Origin of the sequence: Mesorhizobium sp. ES1-3, from assembly GCF_020164795.1 — a bacterium.
Classification (GTDB): Bacteria; Pseudomonadota; Alphaproteobacteria; order Rhizobiales; family Rhizobiaceae; genus Mesorhizobium.
In genome coordinates this window covers 57,962-75,781 of the sequence record NZ_JAIUGW010000026.1, presented here as the reverse complement: position 1 = coordinate 75,781, position 17,820 = coordinate 57,962, and the positions used below count along the sequence as shown (strand labels likewise).

General features: G+C 61.4%; 18 protein-coding genes and 2 pseudogenes. 18 read left to right on the top strand and 2 right to left on the bottom strand.

The features are described 5' to 3' along the window. The 16 genes and pseudogenes from LB536_RS26245 to LB536_RS26170 all read left to right on the top strand — a co-directional run bounded on the left by LB536_RS26245 (nt 1) and on the right by LB536_RS26170 (nt 13,987). Entirely contained in the window at nt 1-1,131 is a 1,131-nt protein-coding gene (locus LB536_RS26245; RefSeq protein WP_224597717.1) for a glycosyltransferase, read from the top strand. Continuing rightward, complete coding sequence (locus tag LB536_RS26240) at nt 1,128-2,222, top strand: glycosyltransferase (protein ID WP_140764699.1); 1,095 nt, start codon at nt 1,128-1,130, stop codon at nt 2,220-2,222. Before LB536_RS26245 ends, LB536_RS26240 begins: the two co-directional genes overlap by 4 nt. Continuing rightward, a complete protein-coding gene (locus tag LB536_RS26235) occupies nt 2,219-3,322 on the top strand; it encodes a glycosyltransferase (RefSeq protein ID WP_224597715.1) in 1,104 nt (367 codons plus the stop codon). Before LB536_RS26240 ends, LB536_RS26235 begins: the two co-directional genes overlap by 4 nt. A gap of 23 nt (nt 3,323-3,345) precedes the next feature. Beyond that, nucleotides 3,346-4,392 carry a UDP-glucuronic acid decarboxylase family protein gene (locus tag LB536_RS26230; RefSeq protein ID WP_140764765.1) on the top strand — a complete coding sequence of 349 codons (1,047 nt, stop codon included), beginning with the start codon at nt 3,346-3,348 and terminating at the stop codon, nt 4,390-4,392. 77 nt (nt 4,393-4,469) lie between these two features. After that, complete coding sequence (locus LB536_RS26225; protein ID WP_224597712.1) at nt 4,470-4,667, top strand: hypothetical protein; 198 nt, start codon at nt 4,470-4,472, stop codon at nt 4,665-4,667. A 245-nt stretch (nt 4,668-4,912) separates the two neighbouring features. Next, nucleotides 4,913-6,016 (top strand): inositol-3-phosphate synthase, encoded by a 1,104-nt coding sequence (locus LB536_RS26220; RefSeq protein WP_140764693.1) that lies wholly within the window; start codon nt 4,913-4,915, stop codon nt 6,014-6,016. Next, nucleotides 6,013-6,609, top strand: a complete 597-nt coding sequence (locus LB536_RS26215; protein ID WP_140764690.1) for a histidine phosphatase family protein — start codon at nt 6,013-6,015, stop codon at nt 6,607-6,609. Before LB536_RS26220 ends, LB536_RS26215 begins: the two co-directional genes overlap by 4 nt. A 14-nt stretch (nt 6,610-6,623) precedes the next feature. Next, nucleotides 6,624-7,724: a glycosyltransferase gene (locus tag LB536_RS26210; RefSeq protein WP_224597709.1), complete on the top strand. Its 1,101-nt coding sequence runs from the start codon at nt 6,624-6,626 to the stop codon at nt 7,722-7,724. Further along, the gene (locus LB536_RS26205) at nt 7,724-8,527 is read left to right on the top strand and encodes a sugar phosphate nucleotidyltransferase (RefSeq protein WP_140764684.1); all 804 of its coding nucleotides are present in this window, start codon (nt 7,724-7,726) and stop codon (nt 8,525-8,527) included. The genes LB536_RS26210 and LB536_RS26205 overlap by 1 nt, the downstream gene beginning before the upstream one ends. A gap of 2 nt (nt 8,528-8,529) precedes the next feature. Next, nucleotides 8,530-9,291 carry a TIGR04290 family methyltransferase gene (locus tag LB536_RS26200; protein WP_140764681.1) on the top strand — a complete coding sequence of 254 codons (762 nt, stop codon included), beginning with the start codon at nt 8,530-8,532 and terminating at the stop codon, nt 9,289-9,291. Further along, nucleotides 9,284-10,216: a beta-xylosidase gene (locus LB536_RS26195; protein ID WP_224597706.1), complete on the top strand. Its 933-nt coding sequence runs from the start codon at nt 9,284-9,286 to the stop codon at nt 10,214-10,216. The genes LB536_RS26200 and LB536_RS26195 overlap by 8 nt, the downstream gene beginning before the upstream one ends. Before the next feature lie 159 nt (nt 10,217-10,375). Further along, nucleotides 10,376-11,440, top strand: a complete 1,065-nt coding sequence (locus LB536_RS26190; protein ID WP_140764675.1) for a glycosyltransferase family 4 protein — start codon at nt 10,376-10,378, stop codon at nt 11,438-11,440. Then, entirely contained in the window at nt 11,437-12,429 is a 993-nt protein-coding gene (locus LB536_RS26185) for a GNAT family N-acetyltransferase (protein ID WP_224597703.1), read from the top strand. The genes LB536_RS26190 and LB536_RS26185 overlap by 4 nt, the downstream gene beginning before the upstream one ends. After that, nucleotides 12,335-13,207, top strand: a pseudogene (locus LB536_RS26180) (class I SAM-dependent methyltransferase); the annotation flags it as partial. The gene LB536_RS26185 and the pseudogene LB536_RS26180, both read left to right, overlap by 95 nt. Before the next feature lie 222 nt (nt 13,208-13,429). Beyond that, nucleotides 13,430-13,648 carry a hypothetical protein gene (locus LB536_RS26175; protein WP_027144326.1) on the top strand — a complete coding sequence of 73 codons (219 nt, stop codon included), beginning with the start codon at nt 13,430-13,432 and terminating at the stop codon, nt 13,646-13,648. 162 nt (nt 13,649-13,810) lie between these two features. After that, nucleotides 13,811-13,987, top strand: coding sequence for a hypothetical protein (locus LB536_RS26170; protein WP_181182874.1), 177 nt, complete (start codon nt 13,811-13,813; stop codon nt 13,985-13,987). Here the strand turns inward: LB536_RS26170 and LB536_RS26165 are convergent, their stop codons facing one another. Then, on the bottom strand, nt 13,988-14,551 hold the full coding sequence (locus tag LB536_RS26165) for a sigma-70 family RNA polymerase sigma factor (protein ID WP_140764462.1): 564 nt from the start codon (nt 14,549-14,551) through the stop codon (nt 13,988-13,990). A 394-nt stretch (nt 14,552-14,945) separates the two neighbouring features. Here LB536_RS26165 and LB536_RS26160 point away from each other — a divergent pair. Then, a pseudogene (locus tag LB536_RS26160) lies at nt 14,946-15,270 on the top strand (pyruvate oxidase); the annotation flags it as partial. A 556-nt stretch (nt 15,271-15,826) separates the two neighbouring features. On the opposite strand, the gene LB536_RS26155 reads toward LB536_RS26160, so the two are convergent. Then, nucleotides 15,827-17,047: a cation:proton antiporter gene (locus LB536_RS26155; RefSeq protein WP_140764464.1), complete on the bottom strand. Its 1,221-nt coding sequence runs from the start codon at nt 17,045-17,047 to the stop codon at nt 15,827-15,829. Nucleotides 17,048-17,587: 540 nt separating this feature from the next. Here LB536_RS26155 and LB536_RS26150 point away from each other — a divergent pair. After that, complete coding sequence (locus LB536_RS26150; protein ID WP_140764467.1) at nt 17,588-17,782, top strand: c-type cytochrome; 195 nt, start codon at nt 17,588-17,590, stop codon at nt 17,780-17,782. Nucleotides 17,783-17,820: the final 38 nt, after the last annotated feature.

The window sequence follows — 17,820 nt, the reverse complement described above, 5'->3', positions numbered from 1 at the left end:
ATGCGCTTCCTGTTCTACACCCACTCCCTCGTCTCAGACTGGAACCACGGCAATGCCCATTTCCTTCGGGGCGTCATGCGGGAGTTGGTAGCCCGCCGGCATCAGGCCATTGCTCTGGAGCCGGCGGACGGTTGGAGCCGGTCGAGCCTGCTGGCCGAGAAGGGATCCTACGCGATCGAACGTTTCCGCAAGGATTTCCCCGAATTGATGCCGGTGACCTATGATGCCGGGTTCGACCACGAAGCCTGGATCGCCGAGGCCGACGTGGTGATCGTCCACGAATGGACCGACCCGCAGCTTGTCGCTCGTATAGGCCGTGTCCGGGCCGGTGGCGGCAACTTCATCCTTCTGTTTCACGACACTCATCACCGGGCCGTGTCGGCCGCCGAAGCAATCTCGGCGCTCCGTCTGGAGCATTATGACGGCGTTCTCGCCTTTGGCGAAGCGCTGCGCGAGAGCTATCTGCGCGCCGGCTGGGGCAAGCGTGTCTTCACCTGGCATGAAGCGGCGGACGATCGCCTGTTCAAGCCCCACCCGGAGATCCACCGCACGTCCGATCTGGTCTGGATCGGAAACTGGGGCGACGACGAACGGACCGCCGAACTCAGGGAGTTTCTGATCGAACCGGTGCGCGATCTCGGCCTTGAGGCCACTGTTCACGGTGTGCGCTATCCCAAGCCGGCACTTGCCGACCTGGCCGCCGGTGGCCTGTGCTACGAAGGGTGGATCGCCAACGCCGAAGTGCCCAAAGCGTTTGCCGCGCATCGTGTCACGGTGCACATTCCGCGGCGCCCCTACCGTGAAAGCCTGCCCGGTATTCCAACGATCCGCATGTTCGAGGCACTCGCCTGCGGCATCCCGCTGATTTCAGCGCCATGGTCGGATGTCGAGCAGCTTTTCAGACCCGGCGTCGACTTCCTGTTTGCCGAGGATGGCATCCAAATGCGGCAACACATTCAGGCGGTGCTGGCCGATTCCGATTTCGCAACCTCCCTGGTGGCCTCGGGTCTTGAGACCATCCGTTCGCGACACACCTGCCGGCACCGCGTCAACGAGTTGTTCGACGTGCTGTCGCAATGCACGAATCGGCACACCGCTCACCCGACCGCCGCAAAGGAAGCCGCCGCATGAAGATCGCATTCTATGGATCGAGCCTTTTGTCGTCCTATTGGAACGGTGCCGCGACCTATTACCGTGGCTTGCTGAAGGCGCTTTCCCAACTGGGCTACGAAATCACCTTCTACGAGCCCGACGTCTATGACAGGCAGAAGAACCGGGACATCGAGGCGCCGGAATGGTGCACCGTCGTCGTTTACGAGGCGACCGGGCATGCCCTGATACAGGTGGCGGCGCGTGCGGCCGAGGCCGACATCGTCGTCAAGGCGAGCGGCGTCGGTTTCGAGGACGAGGCGCTGCTGCGCGCCGTCCTGGACCACGCCCGCAGCGATGCGCTCACGGTATTCTGGGACGTGGATGCACCGGCCACGCTCGCCCAGTTGCGCGGGGAGCCGGACCACCCGCTGCATCACGCGCTGCAGGAAATCGACCTCGTATTGACGTATGGCGGCGGCGATCCTGTCGTTTGGGCCTATCGTGCCATGGGCGCAAACGAGTGCGTGCCGATCTATAACGCGCTCGATCCAGAAACGCATCACCCGGTCGCCGGCAATGCCCGCTTTGCCTGCGATCTGGCATTCCTCGGCAACAGGCTGCCGGATCGTGAAGCACGTGTGGGATCCTTCTTCCTCGATCCCGCGAGCCAGCTGCCGCGACAACGGTTTCTGCTCGGCGGATCGGGCTGGGGCGACAAGCGGCTCCCCGCCAATGTCGACTGGCTCGGCCATGTCGGGACCCGCGATCACAACGCCTTCAATGTGACGCCAAAGGCCGTGCTGAATATCAGCCGCGACAGCATGGCGGCCAATGGTTTTTCACCGGCCACGCGTGTCTTCGAGGCGGCAGGCGCCGGCGCCTGCCTTATCACCGATTCGTGGTTGGGCGTGGATCTGTTCCTGAAACCCGGCGAGGAAATCCTTGTGGCGCGCGACGGTGGCGATGTCGCCGAAATCATGCGGGCGCTGACCCCTGGTCGGGCAAAGGCAATCGGCCAGGCCGCACTTCGCCGCGTTCTCGCCGACCATACCTACGCGTTGCGGGCGACCGTGGCTGATGAAGTCTTCAAACGGCATTTGACGCATGGGACCGTGGAGGCAGCTGAGTGACCACGCAGTTGAATATCGTTTTTCTCGGCCTGTCGCTGTCCTCGTCCTGGGGAAACGGCCACGCCACCACCTTTCGAGGTCTGCTGAAGGGCCTTCACGATCTCGGCCACCGCGTTACTTTTCTGGAGCGCGATGTGCCGTGGTACGCCAATCACCGCGATTTGCGCGATCCGGATTTCTGCTCCTTGCGCTATTACGATACCGTACAGGAACTGCAACGCGACTACGCACGGTGCCTGCAAGAGGCCGACGTCGTGGTCATCGGTTCTTTCGTGCCGGAAGGGCGCGCAGTCATCGACATCGTCGCTTCACTTTGCAAGGGACAATTCTGCTTTTACGACATCGACACGCCTGTGACTCTGGCGAAGCTGTCGGCGGACGATTGCGACTATTTGAGCTGGCGCCAGATCCCCTACTTCGACATCTATTTCTCTTTCGCCGGCGGGCCAGTGCTTACCGATCTGGCGCAGACCTTCGGTGCGCGTCGCGCCGAGCCGCTCTACTGTTCGGTCGATCCGGAACGGCATTACCGCACCGCGGATTCGATCCGCTGGGATCTCGGCTATCTCGGCACCTACAGCATGGACCGACAGGCCACGCTGAATGCGCTCCTGCTCGAGCCTGCACATCGCATGCCGGATCGGCGTTTCGTGGTGGCCGGCTCGCAATATCCCTCCGACCTCGACTGGCCCGACAACGTCGAGCGGATCGAACATTTGCCGCCGGCCGATCACGCCGCATTCTACAGCCGTCAGCGCTATACGCTGAACGTCACACGCAGTTCCATGATTGCCGCGGGATGGTCGCCCAGCGTGCGACTTTTCGAGGCCGCCGCTTGCGGCACGCCGATCATCAGCGATCGCTCGCCAGGCCTCGACAGTTTCTTTCCCGCATCGACGATCCACACCGCCAAGAAGTCGGATGATGTCGTCGCGATTCTGTCCCGGGAATCGGCTCGTACACGTCTCGCCATGGCAGACCGGGCACGCGAACTCGTCCTTGCCTCCCACACCGGTGTGGCCAGGGCTCGCGAATTCATCACGGCGCTTACGCAAAAAGGGACGGTGGTCCTCGATCTCAATATCGGAAGTGCAGCATGACCGGCAGACAGGAGAAAATCGCGATGCGACAAACAAAAAAAGCGCCAAGGGCAAAGACGGTGCTCGTTGCCGGTGGCGCGGGCTTCCTCGGATCGCATCTTTGCGAAGCATTGTTACGCGATGACTGGCGCGTGATCTGCGCCGACAATTTTCTCACCGGGCGCATGGAGAACATCAACGCGATCATGGACCATCCGGGTTTCCGGTTGATCGAGCAGGATATCTGCCGTCCGTTGCACCTTGGTGAGCCGGTGGACCGCATCTTCAACCTGGCATGCGCCGCGTCACCGCCGCGTTACCAGGCCGATCCGATCCACACCACACGAACCTGCGTCATCGGAACGTTGAACCTGCTTGAACTCGCCGCCCGCAAGGATGCCCGATTGCTGCAGGCCTCCACGAGTGAAGTGTATGGCGATCCGGAACAACATCCGCAGAGGGAGGATTATGTCGGCCACGTGAACTGCATCGGCCCACGCGCCTGCTACGACGAGGGCAAGCGCACTGCCGAAACACTTTGCTTCGACTATCTGAGAGCCGCCAACGCCGATGCTCGTGTCGCACGTATCTTCAATACCTACGGGCCGAGAATGGACCCGGCGGACGGCCGCATCGTCTCGAACCTCATCATGCAGGCCTTGGAGAAGCGCCCGCTGACGATCTTCGGCGACGGCTTGCAGACGCGATCTTTCTGCTACGTCTCCGATCTGATCGATGGGTTGATGCGTCTGATGGATATCGCTCCGAATCCGGGAAAGCCGATCAACCTGGGCAATCCCGGAGAATTCACCATTATGCAGCTGGCGGCATTGGTGAAGGCGATGACCGGCACCAAGTCGGACATGACGTTTCTGCCGCTGCCGCAGGACGATCCTCGACGTAGGCAGCCTGACATATCGCGCGCGAAAGAACTGCTCGGCTGGACGCCGAGAGTGCCTCTCAACCAGGGGCTCGCGCGGACGATCGACTATTTCGCTTCGCTCGAAGGCGGCCAGATCGGCGATGAAATACCCGGTCGCGCCACAAGGGCGAGGGCTATGTCAGGCGGGCTGCAGAACCTCCCTGCCTGATAGCCGGCACCGCGGCCTCTGCCCATCGAACCGCGGGAACATCCGCTCCAGCTTGTGGTTTGACGACAGGACCAGATATGGAGGACGTCATGCAACCCAAGCGATCCGCGACGGATATCGACAAGATGGCGGAACGGGAAATGGCTGCTTATTTGCGGCGAGCCTCGATCACCTATCTGGAGTGCTGCGTCAGCCTGATGATGACGCATCTGCAGCGGGAAGAAGTGGCCGCTATTCTCGAGCAGGAAGCAGACATGCTGCGAAGGCTGGATTGATGGGCCACGCCCTGGCGTGATCCGGGCCAGATAGCGCGTGAACTCCGCGGCAGTCTCTGTCTGGGCAGCCGTGCTGATCCAGCGTGGTGCCGCGAGACATGCGCTCGGGTCGCTCCCTCCTTAAGCTGTCGTGCACTCTCGGTCCGCTTGTGGTCACAATTTTTCAGTCGAGCAAGGGAACATTCCGGCAGGGTGGCGGTTCGGCGCAAGGAACTTACCTTTGAACAGCATAGGGCGGCAGTTTCGTGGGATCGAAAAAGATTCGTGTTGGCATCGTTGGAGTCGGCAATTGCGCGTCGTCCTTGGTGCAGGGTCTCTCCTATTATCGTGATGCGAAAAGCAATGAACCGGTCCCGGGCCTGATGCATGTCGATCTCGGTGGCTATCACGTCGACGACATCGAAATTGTCTGTGCATTCGATGTCGCCAAGAGCAAGGTTGGTCGCGACGTCGCGGAGGCGATCTACGCCGCCCCGAACAACACATTCCGTTTTGCCGACGCACCGACGACCGGTGTTCGCGTCGAGCGCGGGCCGACGCTCGACGGGATCGGCAAATATCTGCGCAACGAGATCGAAGAGGCGCCAGAGCCGGTTGCCAACGTCAGCGGGATCTTGCGCGACAGCGGAGCCGATGTGCTGGTCTCCTACCTGCCGGTGGGTTCGGAGGAGGCGACGCACTTCTATGCTGAATGCGCGCTCGAGGCCGGCTGCGCCTTCGTCAACTGCATACCGGTTTTCATCGCCTCGCGTCCGGAATGGCGGCGGCGCTTCGAGCAACGCGGGCTGCCACTGGTAGGCGACGACATCAAGAGCCAGGTCGGCGCGACGATCGTGCACCGGCTGCTGGCTAATGTCTTTCGCGAGCGCGGCGTGCGCATCGATCGCACTTATCAGCTGAATTTCGGCGGCAACACCGACTTTCTTAACATGTTGGAACGTGAGCGGCTGGAATCGAAGAAGATCTCCAAGACGCAAGCGGTGACCAGCCAGCTGGATGTTCCCCTGGAGCCCGGCAACATCCATGTGGGACCCAGCGACCATGTGCCTTGGCTCACCGACCGCAAATGGGCGTACATCCGTGTCGAAGGCACGACCTTCGGCGGCGTGCCGCTTAATGCCGAGCTCAAGCTGGAAGTGTGGGATTCGCCCAATTCAGCCGGCGTGGTGATCGACGCGGTGCGTTGCGCCAAGCTGGCGCTCGACCGCGGCATCGCCGGAGCGCTCACGGGTCCTTGCAGCTACTTCATGAAGTCACCTCCCGAACAGTTCACCGACGCCGAAGCCCGACAGCGGACGCTCGCTTTCATCGCCGGCAAGGACGAGCCTTTGCTGGATGCCGCGGAATGACGACGACGTTCTTCTTGATCCGCCATGCTGCGCACGACAATGTCGGCTCTTATCTTGCCGGGCGCATGGCCGGCGTTTGCCTTGGCGAGACCGGAAAAGCTCAAGCAGAGCACCTTGGCGGGCGCATGGCCCGAGAGACAATCGCCGCCGTCTTGTGCAGCCCACGCGAGCGCACGCAGGAGACGGCGCTACCGGTTGCTCTCGCCTGCGGTGTCGGTGAAATCGCGATCCGCGCCGAACTCGACGAAATCGACTTCGGCGACTGGTCTGGAAAGACCTTCGATGAATTGAATGACGACGCCGGTTGGCGGGCGTGGAACGACCAGCGGCAGGAGGCAAGGACACCGAGCGGCGAGACCATGCTGGATGTCCAGCAGCGCATCGTCTCGCTGATGAACGACGTCCGCGAGCTGCGTCAGAACCAATGCATCGCCCTGATCAGCCATGCCGACGTTATCAAGGCCGCCGTCTGCAAGGTGCTCGGCTTGTCAGTCGGCGATTGCTTTCGCTTCGACATAGATCCCGCCTCGATCACGACGATCGTGTCGGGCGACTGGGGCTCAAAGCTCCTGCGAATGAATGAAGTTGCCTGACGAGGAAATTCCCCATGCGGATGGTCATTTTCGGTCTCACCGTTACATCTTCATGGGGGAACGGCCATGCCACGTTATGGCGCGGGCTGATCCGCGCCCTCGCCCGGCTGGGCTGGTCCATCACCTTTTTCGAACGCGACACTCCCTACTATGCCGGGACCCGCGATCTGGATCAGCTCGACGGCGGCAACGTCGTCATCTATCCGGACTGGGAGGACATTCGCCGCGTCGCGGAACGGGCAATGAAGCAAGCGGATGTCGTTGTCGTCACCTCCTACTGCCCCGACGCCGTCGAAGCTTCCCGCCTTGCCCAGCAGGCAAGTCGCGGGCTGCGCGTCTTCTACGATCTCGACACTCCAGTCACGCTTGCCCGCGTCGAGCACGGCGAGCGTCCGCCCTATTTCGGACCAGAGGGCCTTGCCGATTACCATCTCGTCCTGAGCTACACCGGCGGCTCGGCGATCGAGGCGCTGAAGACGGTTCTGGGTGCGCGTCACGTAATGCCGCTCTATGGGCATGTCGATCCGGACAGGCACCGGCCGGCAGAGAAGCGGGCCGAATTCGCCGGCGATCTGTCATATCTCGGGACCTACGCGGCAGATCGCCAGGCTGGCGTCGAAAAGCTGCTGGTCCGCCCGGCCATGCGCCTGCCTGATCAGCGCTTCATCATTGGCGGCGCGCAATATCCGCAGGAATTCCCGTGGAGCGACAACATCTTCTTCGTCAGGCATCTGCCGCCCGCCGACCATCCGGCGTTCTTCTCATCGTCGCGGCTGACGCTCAACGTCACGCGGAAAGCGATGGCGCAAAAAGGCTGGTGCCCGTCGGGACGGCTCTTCGAAGCGGCTGCGTGTGGGGCTGCCATCGTTACCGATGCATGGCCAGGCCTCGCGGACTTCTTCGAACCCGGCCGCGAAGTCCTGCTGGCGCATGACACGGATGATGTGGTCGCCGCGCTGCAATTGCCGGAGCTTGAACTCGACGGCATCCGAAGGCGTGCCCGCGAGCGGGTCTTGAGCGAGCACACTTCCGCCAAGCGTGCAGCGGAACTGGATAAAATCCTGGTCGACGCCTCGCAAAATCCGGTCGGCGAACCGATGGAGGAAGCAGTCTGATGTTGGGCATTGTGCCCGCTGCCGGACGTGGCAGCCGCATTCAACCGCTCGGTTTCTCGAAGGAGCTGCTGCCGGTTGGCAGCCGGATCGACGGCCAGACCGAACGTCCCTGCGCAGTAAGCGAGTATCTGGTGCGGCGCATGGTGAAGGCCGGCGTCGACAAGATCTGCTTCATCATCGGATCGGGCAAATCCGACATTCTGGAATACTACGCAGCCGGCTACGGCGACGCGACGGCCCTCTTTGTGGTGCAGCCCAACCCCGTCGGCCTCTGCGATGCGATTTTCCGGGCAGTGCCCCTCGTGGCGTCAGACGAGGTCGTCCTGGTCGGTCTTCCAGATACGATCTGGTTTCCCGAGGACGGTTTCTGTCATTTGCCCGACGATCAGCTTTCATTTCTGCTCTTCCCCGTTGACCGCCCGGAATTCTTCGACGCCGTCTGCACCGAGGACGACGAGCGCGTGATCGAAATCCAGGTCAAGCGACAGGATGCCTCCACGAACTGGGTTTGGGGCGCGTTCAAGATGCCCGGTCATATCCTGCATCGGCTTGCGGTACTGTGGCGCGAGCGGGACCGCCGTGACGAATACATCGGCACATTGATCAACGCCTACCTTGCGGCCGGCGGTGTGGCCCACGGTGTCAAGGCTGGGTCCGCTTATGTCGATGTCGGTACCTTCAACGGCTATCGCACAGCCCTACGGTTGCTTGAAGACGGCGTCCCATCCGCCCCTCACCAGCCCGCCGCGATCATGCCCGGCACGCACTCGCATGTTCCCGTTGTCCCGGGCGAAGGAGGCTGACCATGTTGCATTCCCAAGCCGAAATCCGACGACGCATCGACGCGCTCGGCCCATGGTTCCACAACATGGAACTGGCCGGCGTCGAAACTGCACCCGACCACTTTCTCGGCAATTACCCCCTGATCAAATGGCTCAAATTCGCTGACGCCATACCTGCCGATCTGGCCGGCAAGACCGTGCTGGACATCGGCTGCAATGCCGGCTTCTATTCAATCGAGATGAAACGGCGAGGCGCCGCCCGTGTCCTCGGCATCGATTTCGACGAGGGCTATCTGGCGCAGGCCCGCTTTGCGGCCGAGATCGCGGATTGCGAGATCGAATTCCAGAAGCTATCGGTCTACGACGTTGGTGCCCTGCGCGAGACATTCGACGTCGTGCTGTTCATGGGGGTGCTTTACCATCTGCGCCACCCCTTGCTCGCGCTCGACTTAATCCGCGAGCACGTCGCCGGCGACATGATGATTTTTCAGTCCATGCAACGCGGCAGCGCGGATCTGTTGGAGCTGGAAGAGAATTATCCCTTCTGGATGCATGATCTGTTCGACCGGCCAGAATTTCCCAAGCTGCATTTCGTAGAGCAACGCTACGCGGATGATCCGACCAACTGGTGGATACCCAACCGGGCCTGCACCGAGGCGATGCTGCGCAGCGCGGGTTTCGAGATCGTTCTGCATCCCGAACAGGAGGTCTATTTCTGTCGCGCGGCCGGCGATCCGGCCGGCGGCGGCGCAATTTACCCTTCGAAAGGAAAGCTCCATGATTGAAGCCGCGATGATCTGGAACGAGCCCAACAACAAATCGCACTGGGACCCCGAGCTCGACCCCGATTGGAGCCGCTTTGCCAGGATGGCAATTCTGTCGGCGGATGCGATCGCATCCGAGAACCCGACCCTGGCAAAGGTGCTTGGCGGCATCTCGCCAATAGACCCCGACTTTATCGCACACATGAAGGGATTCGGCGTACTGGACCACGTCGACGCCGTTGCGGTACACGGCTTTCCTCTTGACTGGAACTTGTGGCAAATTCAGGAATGGCCGCAGAGGATCGGCGAGATCGCAACCGTCACCGATCTTCCCATCTGGGTCAGCGAAGTCGGCATATCGACCTTCGGGGCCGAGGAAATACAGGTCTGGGGCCTCAAGCGCACCGCCGAATTGCTGCTCGGCAACGCACCACGAATTCAGTGGTATAGCCTCTACGACCTTCCGCGCGAATGGGGGGCAACGACGCGGCATCGCGAAGCGGAGGGCTCCTCCTATTATCGTCATTTCCACATGGGGCTGCTGCGCCAGGACGGTACGCCGAAGCCGGCGATAGAAGAATTCCTGCGCCACACACCTGCAATGGGGCTGGTACAGTGGTTTCATTTCGAGGACCCCCGGCTGGACGACGCCGTCGCATGGATGAAGCGGCTCGGCGTCACCAACGTGCGCACGGGGCTTTCCTGGGCCGACAGCTTCAGGCCGAATGCGTTGGACTGGTTCGACCGACAGATGGAAGCCCTCGCCCCTTTCGATGTCACGGTCACCTTCTGCTTCACGCCGGAACATCGTGGAATGATGCCTCACCACACCAGCCCTCCACTGGTGCCCGAGGAATTCGCTGAATTCTGCGCATCGATGGTCCGCCGCTACGCGCCCAGCATGACGTCCGACTCGCTTCCGACGCAGCGGGCCTCGGCGGCGTGAGGCTCTCATGCGATCCGGTCCGCGATCAACGGATGCGCTGACGGAAATCGTGGCCCGCGGTTGCCACGCAATTCGCCGCAATTCACTGCCTTCGAGCTTCGAGGACATGCGGCCGGTCGCAAGCGCCCTCGCCCATCCCTCACAATCGCTCGGCCGGCCATGACGCTTACCGTCCTCAATGTCGCCTATCCCCTCGCGCCTGTGGGACCGGACGCGGTCGGAGGTGCCGAGCAGGTCCTGTCGATGCTCGATCGGGCACTGGTTCACGCGGGTCACCGGTCTGTCGTCGTCGGCTGCCGGGGTTCCAGCGCGAGCGGCACCCTTCTGGAAACACCGGCGGAACGCGGCGTGCTCGACGAAGCGGCAAAGGGCCGCGCGCAGCAGGCTCATCGGACCGCGATCGCCACGGCCCGCGCCACTTGGCCGATCGACGTGGTTCATCTGCATGGCATCGACTTCGACGCCTACCTGCCAGCCGATGGCCCGACGTTGGTGACCCTTCACTTGCCATTGGACTGGTATCCGGCCGAGGCACTGCGCCCGACGCGCGACGACCTGTGGCTCCACGCCGTCTCGGCTGCCCAGCAGAAAACCGCGCCTCCCGGCGCCAGGCTGGCGGCGCCAATTCCGAATGGCGTCGACATAGAGGCGCTCAGTCTGCCGCTAGCTAAGCGCGACTTTGCACTGGTTCTGAGCCGGGTCTGCCCGGAAAAGGGCATTCACCTGGCGCTGGAGGCAGCCAAACGGGCGGGTGTGCCACTGGTTGTCGGCGGCAAGGTCTATCCCTACGAAATGCACACGCGGTACTTTCGCGACGAGGTCCAACCTCGACTCGATGGCCGCCGCCGCTTCCTTGGTCCGATCGGTTTCACCGCCAAGCGACGCTTTCTCAACGCAGCGCGCTGTCTGGTCATCCCGAGCCTTGCCGCCGAAACCAGTTCACTTGTCGCCATGGAGGCACTGGCCTGCGGCACGCCGGTCGTGGCTTTTCCAAATGGCGCGCTTCCCGATGTGATCGAGCATGGCAGGACCGGCTTTCTCGTCAACTCTATCGACGAGATGGCCCAAGCCATCATTGCGGCACCCAGCCTGGACGCCGAGGCATGCCGGACCGAGGCGCGGCGGCGGTTTTCGCTGCAACGAATGATCTCGTCCTACATGGATGCCTATCAAGCACTGGCGCGACTTGGCACCGATGCCGCGCGCCTCGCCACCACACCGTGAGCGAGCCTGTGCTGCGTAGCGAGATCATCGATGATCCGGCGCAATTCGATAGCCTCGCGCCGCACTGGTGGAAACTGTGGGAGCAGAGTTCTTCCGCGACGCCGTTTCAATCTCCCGCCTGGCTGGTGCCATGGTGGCGTACATTCGCGCCGGGCGACCTGGCGACGGTCGCGGTCTGGCACGGAGGCGATCTGTTGGGACTGGCGCCCCTCTATCTCGAGCACGGGGCCGTGGGCTCGAAATTGCTTCCGGTCGGGATTTCGCTCAGCGACTATCTGGACATCCTGTGTGTTCCCGGCACCGAAGCCCTGGTCGCAGCCGCAATTGCTGAAAAGATCCTCTCGGTTGAATGGTCGCAATGGGTCTTGTCGGATTTGCCGCAAGACGCTGCCGGTCTTGCCATGATCTATCCCGACCTGAAGGCCGGGCGGCCAGGCCTTCATGGCGTTTGCCCCGTGCTCGCTATCGCCGGCGACGAAACCCTTGCGGGCTGTGTGCCCTCCCGACGAAGGCGCCAGTTGCGACGGGCGCGACAGGCCGCAGCCAGGCGCGGCCGGACCGCGTTGTCGTCGGCACGCGGCGAACCCAAAACCTTCCTCGATCAGTTGATCCGCCTTCACGACGCGCGCTGGGCCGGACGCGGAGGTGGTGTGTTGGCCGACGTCGCCGTAAAGCAATTCCACAGGCACTCGCTTCCCTTGCTCGACGCTCGTGGCCTTGCCCGGTGCTGGCTGCTCGCAATCGACGGCAGAACCGTCGGCGTCTATTACGGCTTTCATCATCGCGGTCGCGCCTATGCCTATCTCGGGGGCTTCGACCCTGCTTATGCCGAAGAGAGTCCAGGCGCGATCCTGATCGGCCACGCGATCGAGGAGTCGATCCGCGAGGGGGCGCATGAGTTCGATTTCCTGCGCGGTCAGGAAGCCTACAAATATGGCTGGGGCGCCATCGACAGGTGGACGATGCGCAGGGTCTGGACGCGGAATTGATACCATGATCGCGACCGGCCCAAAATCGGCCCAGCGCCGGACAGCGATGAGATCGGCCGTCGAAGACTGCATGAAGGATGGCGTTTGCGCCGAAGCCGTCATCGCCAGGCTGGCGCTTTACCTACAGACGAGGATCGGGGCGGCGGAATTGGCGGAGATCGTGCTGGATATCATCCCGTCGGTTCCTCAATACGCGGAAAGACTGCAAGAGGTAGCCGGGCTGCTTCGCCGCAATCCAAGCGCATTCGCCTTGTTACGGGCCACGGGCGCGGCCGTTCGGCACGCACGCGACGAGGACGAGACAGATGCCGCTGTCGTCACGCGATTGGCATCGAGCTTCGATGCGGCGGCAGCGATTTCGGGAACAGCAAGCGTCCAACTCGCATCCCTCGGCGATGAGGACAGGCTGTCAGGCACCACCGATGAAATCGCTGCATGGCTCAAAGAGCAGGATTTCACCGGCACCGGCCGGGACGTCCTGGACATTGGTTGCGGCATCGGCCGTTTCGAAGGTGCGCTTTCCAACTCCTTCAACCGGATGGTCGGCATCGACATATCCTCGCGGATGATCTCCATCGCCTCTGAGCGGTGCGCCGCGCTGGGCAATGTCGAGGTGCGGCGAACCTCCGGTCTCGACTTGACCGAATTCGACGACAACAGTTTCGATTGCGTGCTGGCGGTCGACTGCTTTCCTTATCTCGTTCTGGCCGGCATGGCTGAGCGGCATTTCGAGGAGATTGCACGCGTTCTGAGACAGCCGGGGTGGCTGGCCCTGCTGAACTATTCTTATCGCGGATCGCTTTTTTTGGACCGCGCCGATATCAGTCGTCTGGCCGAAGCTCACCAATTGCGGGTCGTCATCAATGGCGAGAAGCCGTTTCGGTTATGGGATGGCGATGCCTTCCTGCTTGCTCGCGGCGGCGGAACATTACCGCGCACCGCCAGTTCGGACGTCGAACCAGAAGCGCTGAAGAACGTCACCGATCCAAAGGAGAAAGTCATGGCATCCGGCGACAAAAAACATTTCGGCCGCGGCACACAGGGCAAGGGTACCGGCGCCGGCGCGATGACCGACCTGCCCAAGGACAAGGTCGGAGAAAACGCCGTTTTGTCCAATCGCGACAAGAAGCAGCACAGCGAGGAGCGTGGACTGGATGGCAATCGCATCAAGTCCGATCAATATCAGGACCATGCCGCGAACCAGTTGCCGAAGGATTGAACGCCGTCACACCGCATTCTTGGCCCGCGGCGACATAGGGCTAAGGAAATAAATCTGTGCAAGCCTAGCCAGCAACCGTGCCGGCGGCGAACCTCACCTTGTAATGTCGAGCATTCGTCACCACACTACGACCAAGGGACTGCTGTCTATCAAGAGAATATGATGTCTCGTTCGAGCGATGATACGGTGGACCCAGAATTCGGTCTGGCTATGGATCGGGAGATCACTTCTCTCCTATCTGCGATTGAGCAGGAAAGGATACCGGACCGGCTGACCAAACTGGCGATGGAGTTGCAAAACGCGCTGGTCGAGAGACGTAAACGTCACGTGAAGAACTGACTATCTGCGGCTGTCACCGTCGATATCGAGCTGACCGTCCGACAGATGGTTTCGCCTTTCCACCAATGTCTGCAGCGAACTCTCCCCAAGCAATTCGAGAACGTTGGCCCGGGCACGGTTTAGCCGACTTTTGACCGTCCCCACCGCGCAGCCACATATCTCGGCCGTTTCCTCATAGCTCACCCCTAGAACACCGATCAGCATCAGAACCTCGCGTTGGTGTTCGGGTAGCTTTTGAATCGCGCGGTGAACTTCCTTGCCCTGAACGCTCCATTCCTGGGTGGCTTCCGAAGTCGGTTTGGAAGATGCACAGTCGAGCAGGCCTGGCGCTTCCCGGGCAGCGATCTTTATCCGGGTGTAGTAGGTGTTGCGCATGATGGTGAAGAGCCATGACTTCATGCGTGTCCCGGGTTCGAACTTGTCGATATTGGCGAGGCCCTTGGTCAGTGTCTCCTGCACCAGATCGTCGGCATCATCGGGGATACGGCAGAAGGTACGGGCGAAAGCCCGCAGGGCGGGGATCAGCTCAACGATGGAAACTTCATTGGTTTCCTGGTCGCCCAAGAGGTAGCCTCCGGATGACAATGGTCCAGCTCCCAGAAGAAATAGTGTATGAACGCAGCCTGCTAAATGCATGGAACTTTGGTTCGTTCCTCGTGCTGGAGACGACTCTTCAGAAATTCCGCAGGTCGAAATAGCTGTCTTCCAATCAGTGGATATCATCGCGCGGAAGGCGCCTCTTTTGAGTAGGGGTCCTCGCACTCACAAGCGTGTCAACGACGGCTGATCGCCGATGTTTCCTCACATCTGAAGACACTTCATGCCCCCCGAAATGTCCCCCACAACTACAGAAGCCCGCTTGGTGCAGACGCTCCATGACCCTTGCGGTTACGGTTCGGGATGAGCGGGGTTCCCCGGCAAGGCGCCCGGCGGCCGCTTTCCAAGATGTCACGATTTCAATCAGATCGCCTGCGAGCAGATGAGTTTCTGGGCAACCCGCAATTCGGTTGCGAACTGCAGGCGATCGATTTTGCCCAAGCCGCGGAAACGATGGGGGAAGCGGTTTTCGCATCAAGCGGGGCCGATCAGATCGAGACCGTGCTCGACGAGGCCTTCGCAGCCGAAGGTCCTAGCGCTGGTCGGTGCCTATGAACCGCTGATGCCGCCCAGGATGCCTCCCGACTATGCCAAGAACTTCCGCCAGGCTTTGCCACAGACGCCGGCACGAACGCATTGAAGAACATATCGGCCGAGAGCCGTCGAAGTCGATGATGGACGCCTAGATGGTGGCTTCTTGTAGACTGTTGCATGAAGGAAGCCGATGCGCAAACGCCAGTCCGGCAGCCGCCCATGCAACTGCTGGCCGCCACGGGAGGGCGGATGGCGCCTACTTGATCGCCTGTCGGCTCATCCGAGCCTGCTGCAATCGCCGGCTCGGAAGGGCTTCCAAATCGTCGCCAACCGGAGAAGGTCCAGCCTTCGGCAGCGCTCCGAAGCACTGGCTCGTTTGTTGCAGTTCTGCATGTTCGACTTGCCCGGCCGCTGTTAGCGGCGGGGCTGGCTGTTCAAGGGCGGTTGATTGCTCGAGCACCGTCCCGATCGGTTTCGCCAGGCACATATTCGCCCGCATTTGCATCGAAGCGCAATCCCCGCGCGGGGCCAATGCCACAGCCGGGTCAATCGGCCAACGATGGCGCCGCCTCACAGTTCTGTTTTGTGGAGTGAGATGCAACATGTGTGAACGGGCCAATGCTGTCCCGGTCCTGGCATCGTCTTTCCAGCCCCGGTCACATCCTATGGCCACATTAGTCACAAATACGAGAACGCCGTCGGGCCTCTTCATCGCCTGCTGCGATCGCTTGTCGCGGAACCCGCGTTTTCGGCGGTCAACCCCATCCATCTGATAAGCCAGGGCATGGTCAAGCCCTGGACGAAAATGGAAAAGGCAACGACCGCAAATGCGGCAACGATTATTTCACCGCGCTCTGCAACGTTTTCAGGAAGTGCGAGCGCCAGGGCCAGGGCGAGCGCGCCGCGCAGCCCACCCCAGACCAAAACGTGCTGATAACGGGTATCCACCTTCAAGCGCGTGGCGGCAAGCAGGGCACCGAAGGGATAGATGGCCAAGCTCCGACCAAACAGCACGAGCACGACCGCGACTGCCGAGGTGCCTGCGAATATTCCAAGTGGCTGATGAGCTTCATGGCCGCCGATCAAGATGAACACGATCGAATTTGCCAGGAAGGCCGCGTACTCCCAGAATGCCAGAACGTGACTTCTTGCGTTGGCGGAAATAGCGCCTTTCCAACCGACATTGCCCACAATCAGGCCCGCCGTGAGAGTGGCCAGCACGCCGGACATGCCAAGATCCTCCGCAAGCAGGAACGAACCGTAAGCGACGATGGTCGTGAGGGTTATCTCAACAAGATGGTCTTCGGTCCGGCCGGCGATCAGAAGGAGCAGGGCTGCCACTGTCGCGCCGGAGGCAATCCCACCCGCGACCGTCCAGAACAGCGACCCGACAATGCTCAGGGGCGTTGCGTCGGCGCCTGCCAGGATTGCCGCCAGGATGCCGAAGCCAACCGCGGCTGCGCCGTCGTTGAGCAGACTTTCAGATTCGACAAGCAGAGCGAGGCGGGGTTGAACCTTCATCTCCTTGAAGGCCGCGATAACCGACACCGGATCGGTGGCGGCTATCAGCACGCCGAACAGCCCGGCACCGATCCAGGTCCATCCGAGCAGTAGATGCATGCCGCTCGCAACCACCGCAGCGGCTATCGCGACGCCGGGGAACGCGAGCAGAATGGTGACCGGCAGGTTCAGGCGAAAACGACGCCATTCGATCGCGAGTGCCGCCTGGAAGATTAGCGGTGGCAAAAACACTGTGAAAATCAAATCCCGACTGAGGGGGAGTGCGACAACGCCGGGCGTGAAGCCAAGGGCGATACCTGCCGCGACAAGCCCGACGCTGTAAGGAAGCCGCAGCCGTCTGGAAATCATCGCCACCAAAGAAGCGGTAAGCAGGATCATTCCCAGGGTGAGGATTGGAAGATCGTTCATAGCAGCCTCAGATACTATCTGGTCAACCTGGCGAGGCTCCACAACTAGGGAAATGAGCCCCTTTGGAACCGCCGGCGTGAAGAAGTTCGAGCAACTCGAATCGGAGACGTGCCGGCAGCACGCAGGATCTAATTCCGATGCGCTCAAGCCAATCTGGTCGCAGAAACGTCGCCGACCGCCCAGGAGACGCTGACGCTCCGCAAACCTCCGACCAGAGAGCGCTGCCCATGCGTCGCCTGGGCTCATTCTTGCCCGGAACCGGGGATCGAACAGCTCTTTTCAAAACTCAAGCACTGGCTGAGAAAGGCAGCAAGCCGCACCGTCCAAACCGTTTGCGACGCGATCGGCCAAATTCTCAACCGCATCACACCGACAGAATGCTCACACTATTTCGAAAACTCCGGATATGACCGAAACTAATCTCATCCCGCTCATAGCCTGACTGGGGACCGGCGTGCGGATCTGGGATCGTGGGACACAGAGGACATAGCCCGCTTTCTCAAGACCGGGCGTAATGACCGCACCACGCGGTACGGGCCGATGGCCGAGGTGATCAAGGATTCGACGTCCAAGATGACCGACGAAGATTTGCAGGCGATCGCAACCTATCTGAGGTCACTCCCGGCTACCGCGCTGGAAAGCACTGAGGTTCCAGACCAGGACGTCGTTCGTGCCGGACAGGCAGTCTATGCCGCCCAATGCTCGGCATGCCACCAAGCGGGGGCGTCGGCGTGAAAGGACTTTTTCCATCGCTCAAAGGCGACGGCATCGTC

Excerpts from the sequence above, each read along its gene's own strand:
- LB536_RS26190 (WP_140764675.1), top strand. The coding sequence starts at position 10,376 with ATGACGCTTACCGTCCTCAATGTCGCCTATCCCCTCGCGCCTGTGGGA.
- LB536_RS26245 (WP_224597717.1), top strand. The coding sequence starts at position 1 with ATGCGCTTCCTGTTCTACACCCACTCCCTCGTCTCAGACTGGAACCAC.
- LB536_RS26205 (WP_140764684.1), top strand. The coding sequence starts at position 7,724 with ATGTTGGGCATTGTGCCCGCTGCCGGACGTGGCAGCCGCATTCAACCG.
- LB536_RS26175 (WP_027144326.1), top strand. The coding sequence starts at position 13,430 with ATGGCATCCGGCGACAAAAAACATTTCGGCCGCGGCACACAGGGCAAG.
- LB536_RS26170 (WP_181182874.1), top strand. The coding sequence starts at position 13,811 with ATGTCTCGTTCGAGCGATGATACGGTGGACCCAGAATTCGGTCTGGCT.
- LB536_RS26210 (WP_224597709.1), top strand. The coding sequence starts at position 6,624 with ATGCGGATGGTCATTTTCGGTCTCACCGTTACATCTTCATGGGGGAAC.
- LB536_RS26150 (WP_140764467.1), top strand. The coding sequence starts at position 17,588 with ATGGCCGAGGTGATCAAGGATTCGACGTCCAAGATGACCGACGAAGAT.
- LB536_RS26200 (WP_140764681.1), top strand. The coding sequence starts at position 8,530 with ATGTTGCATTCCCAAGCCGAAATCCGACGACGCATCGACGCGCTCGGC.
- LB536_RS26225 (WP_224597712.1), top strand. The coding sequence starts at position 4,470 with ATGGAGGACGTCATGCAACCCAAGCGATCCGCGACGGATATCGACAAG.
- LB536_RS26230 (WP_140764765.1), top strand. The coding sequence starts at position 3,346 with ATGCGACAAACAAAAAAAGCGCCAAGGGCAAAGACGGTGCTCGTTGCC.
- LB536_RS26155 (WP_140764464.1), bottom strand. The coding sequence starts at position 17,047 with ATGAACGATCTTCCAATCCTCACCCTGGGAATGATCCTGCTTACCGCT.
- LB536_RS26240 (WP_140764699.1), top strand. The coding sequence starts at position 1,128 with ATGAAGATCGCATTCTATGGATCGAGCCTTTTGTCGTCCTATTGGAAC.
- LB536_RS26195 (WP_224597706.1), top strand. The coding sequence starts at position 9,284 with ATGATTGAAGCCGCGATGATCTGGAACGAGCCCAACAACAAATCGCAC.
- LB536_RS26215 (WP_140764690.1), top strand. The coding sequence starts at position 6,013 with ATGACGACGACGTTCTTCTTGATCCGCCATGCTGCGCACGACAATGTC.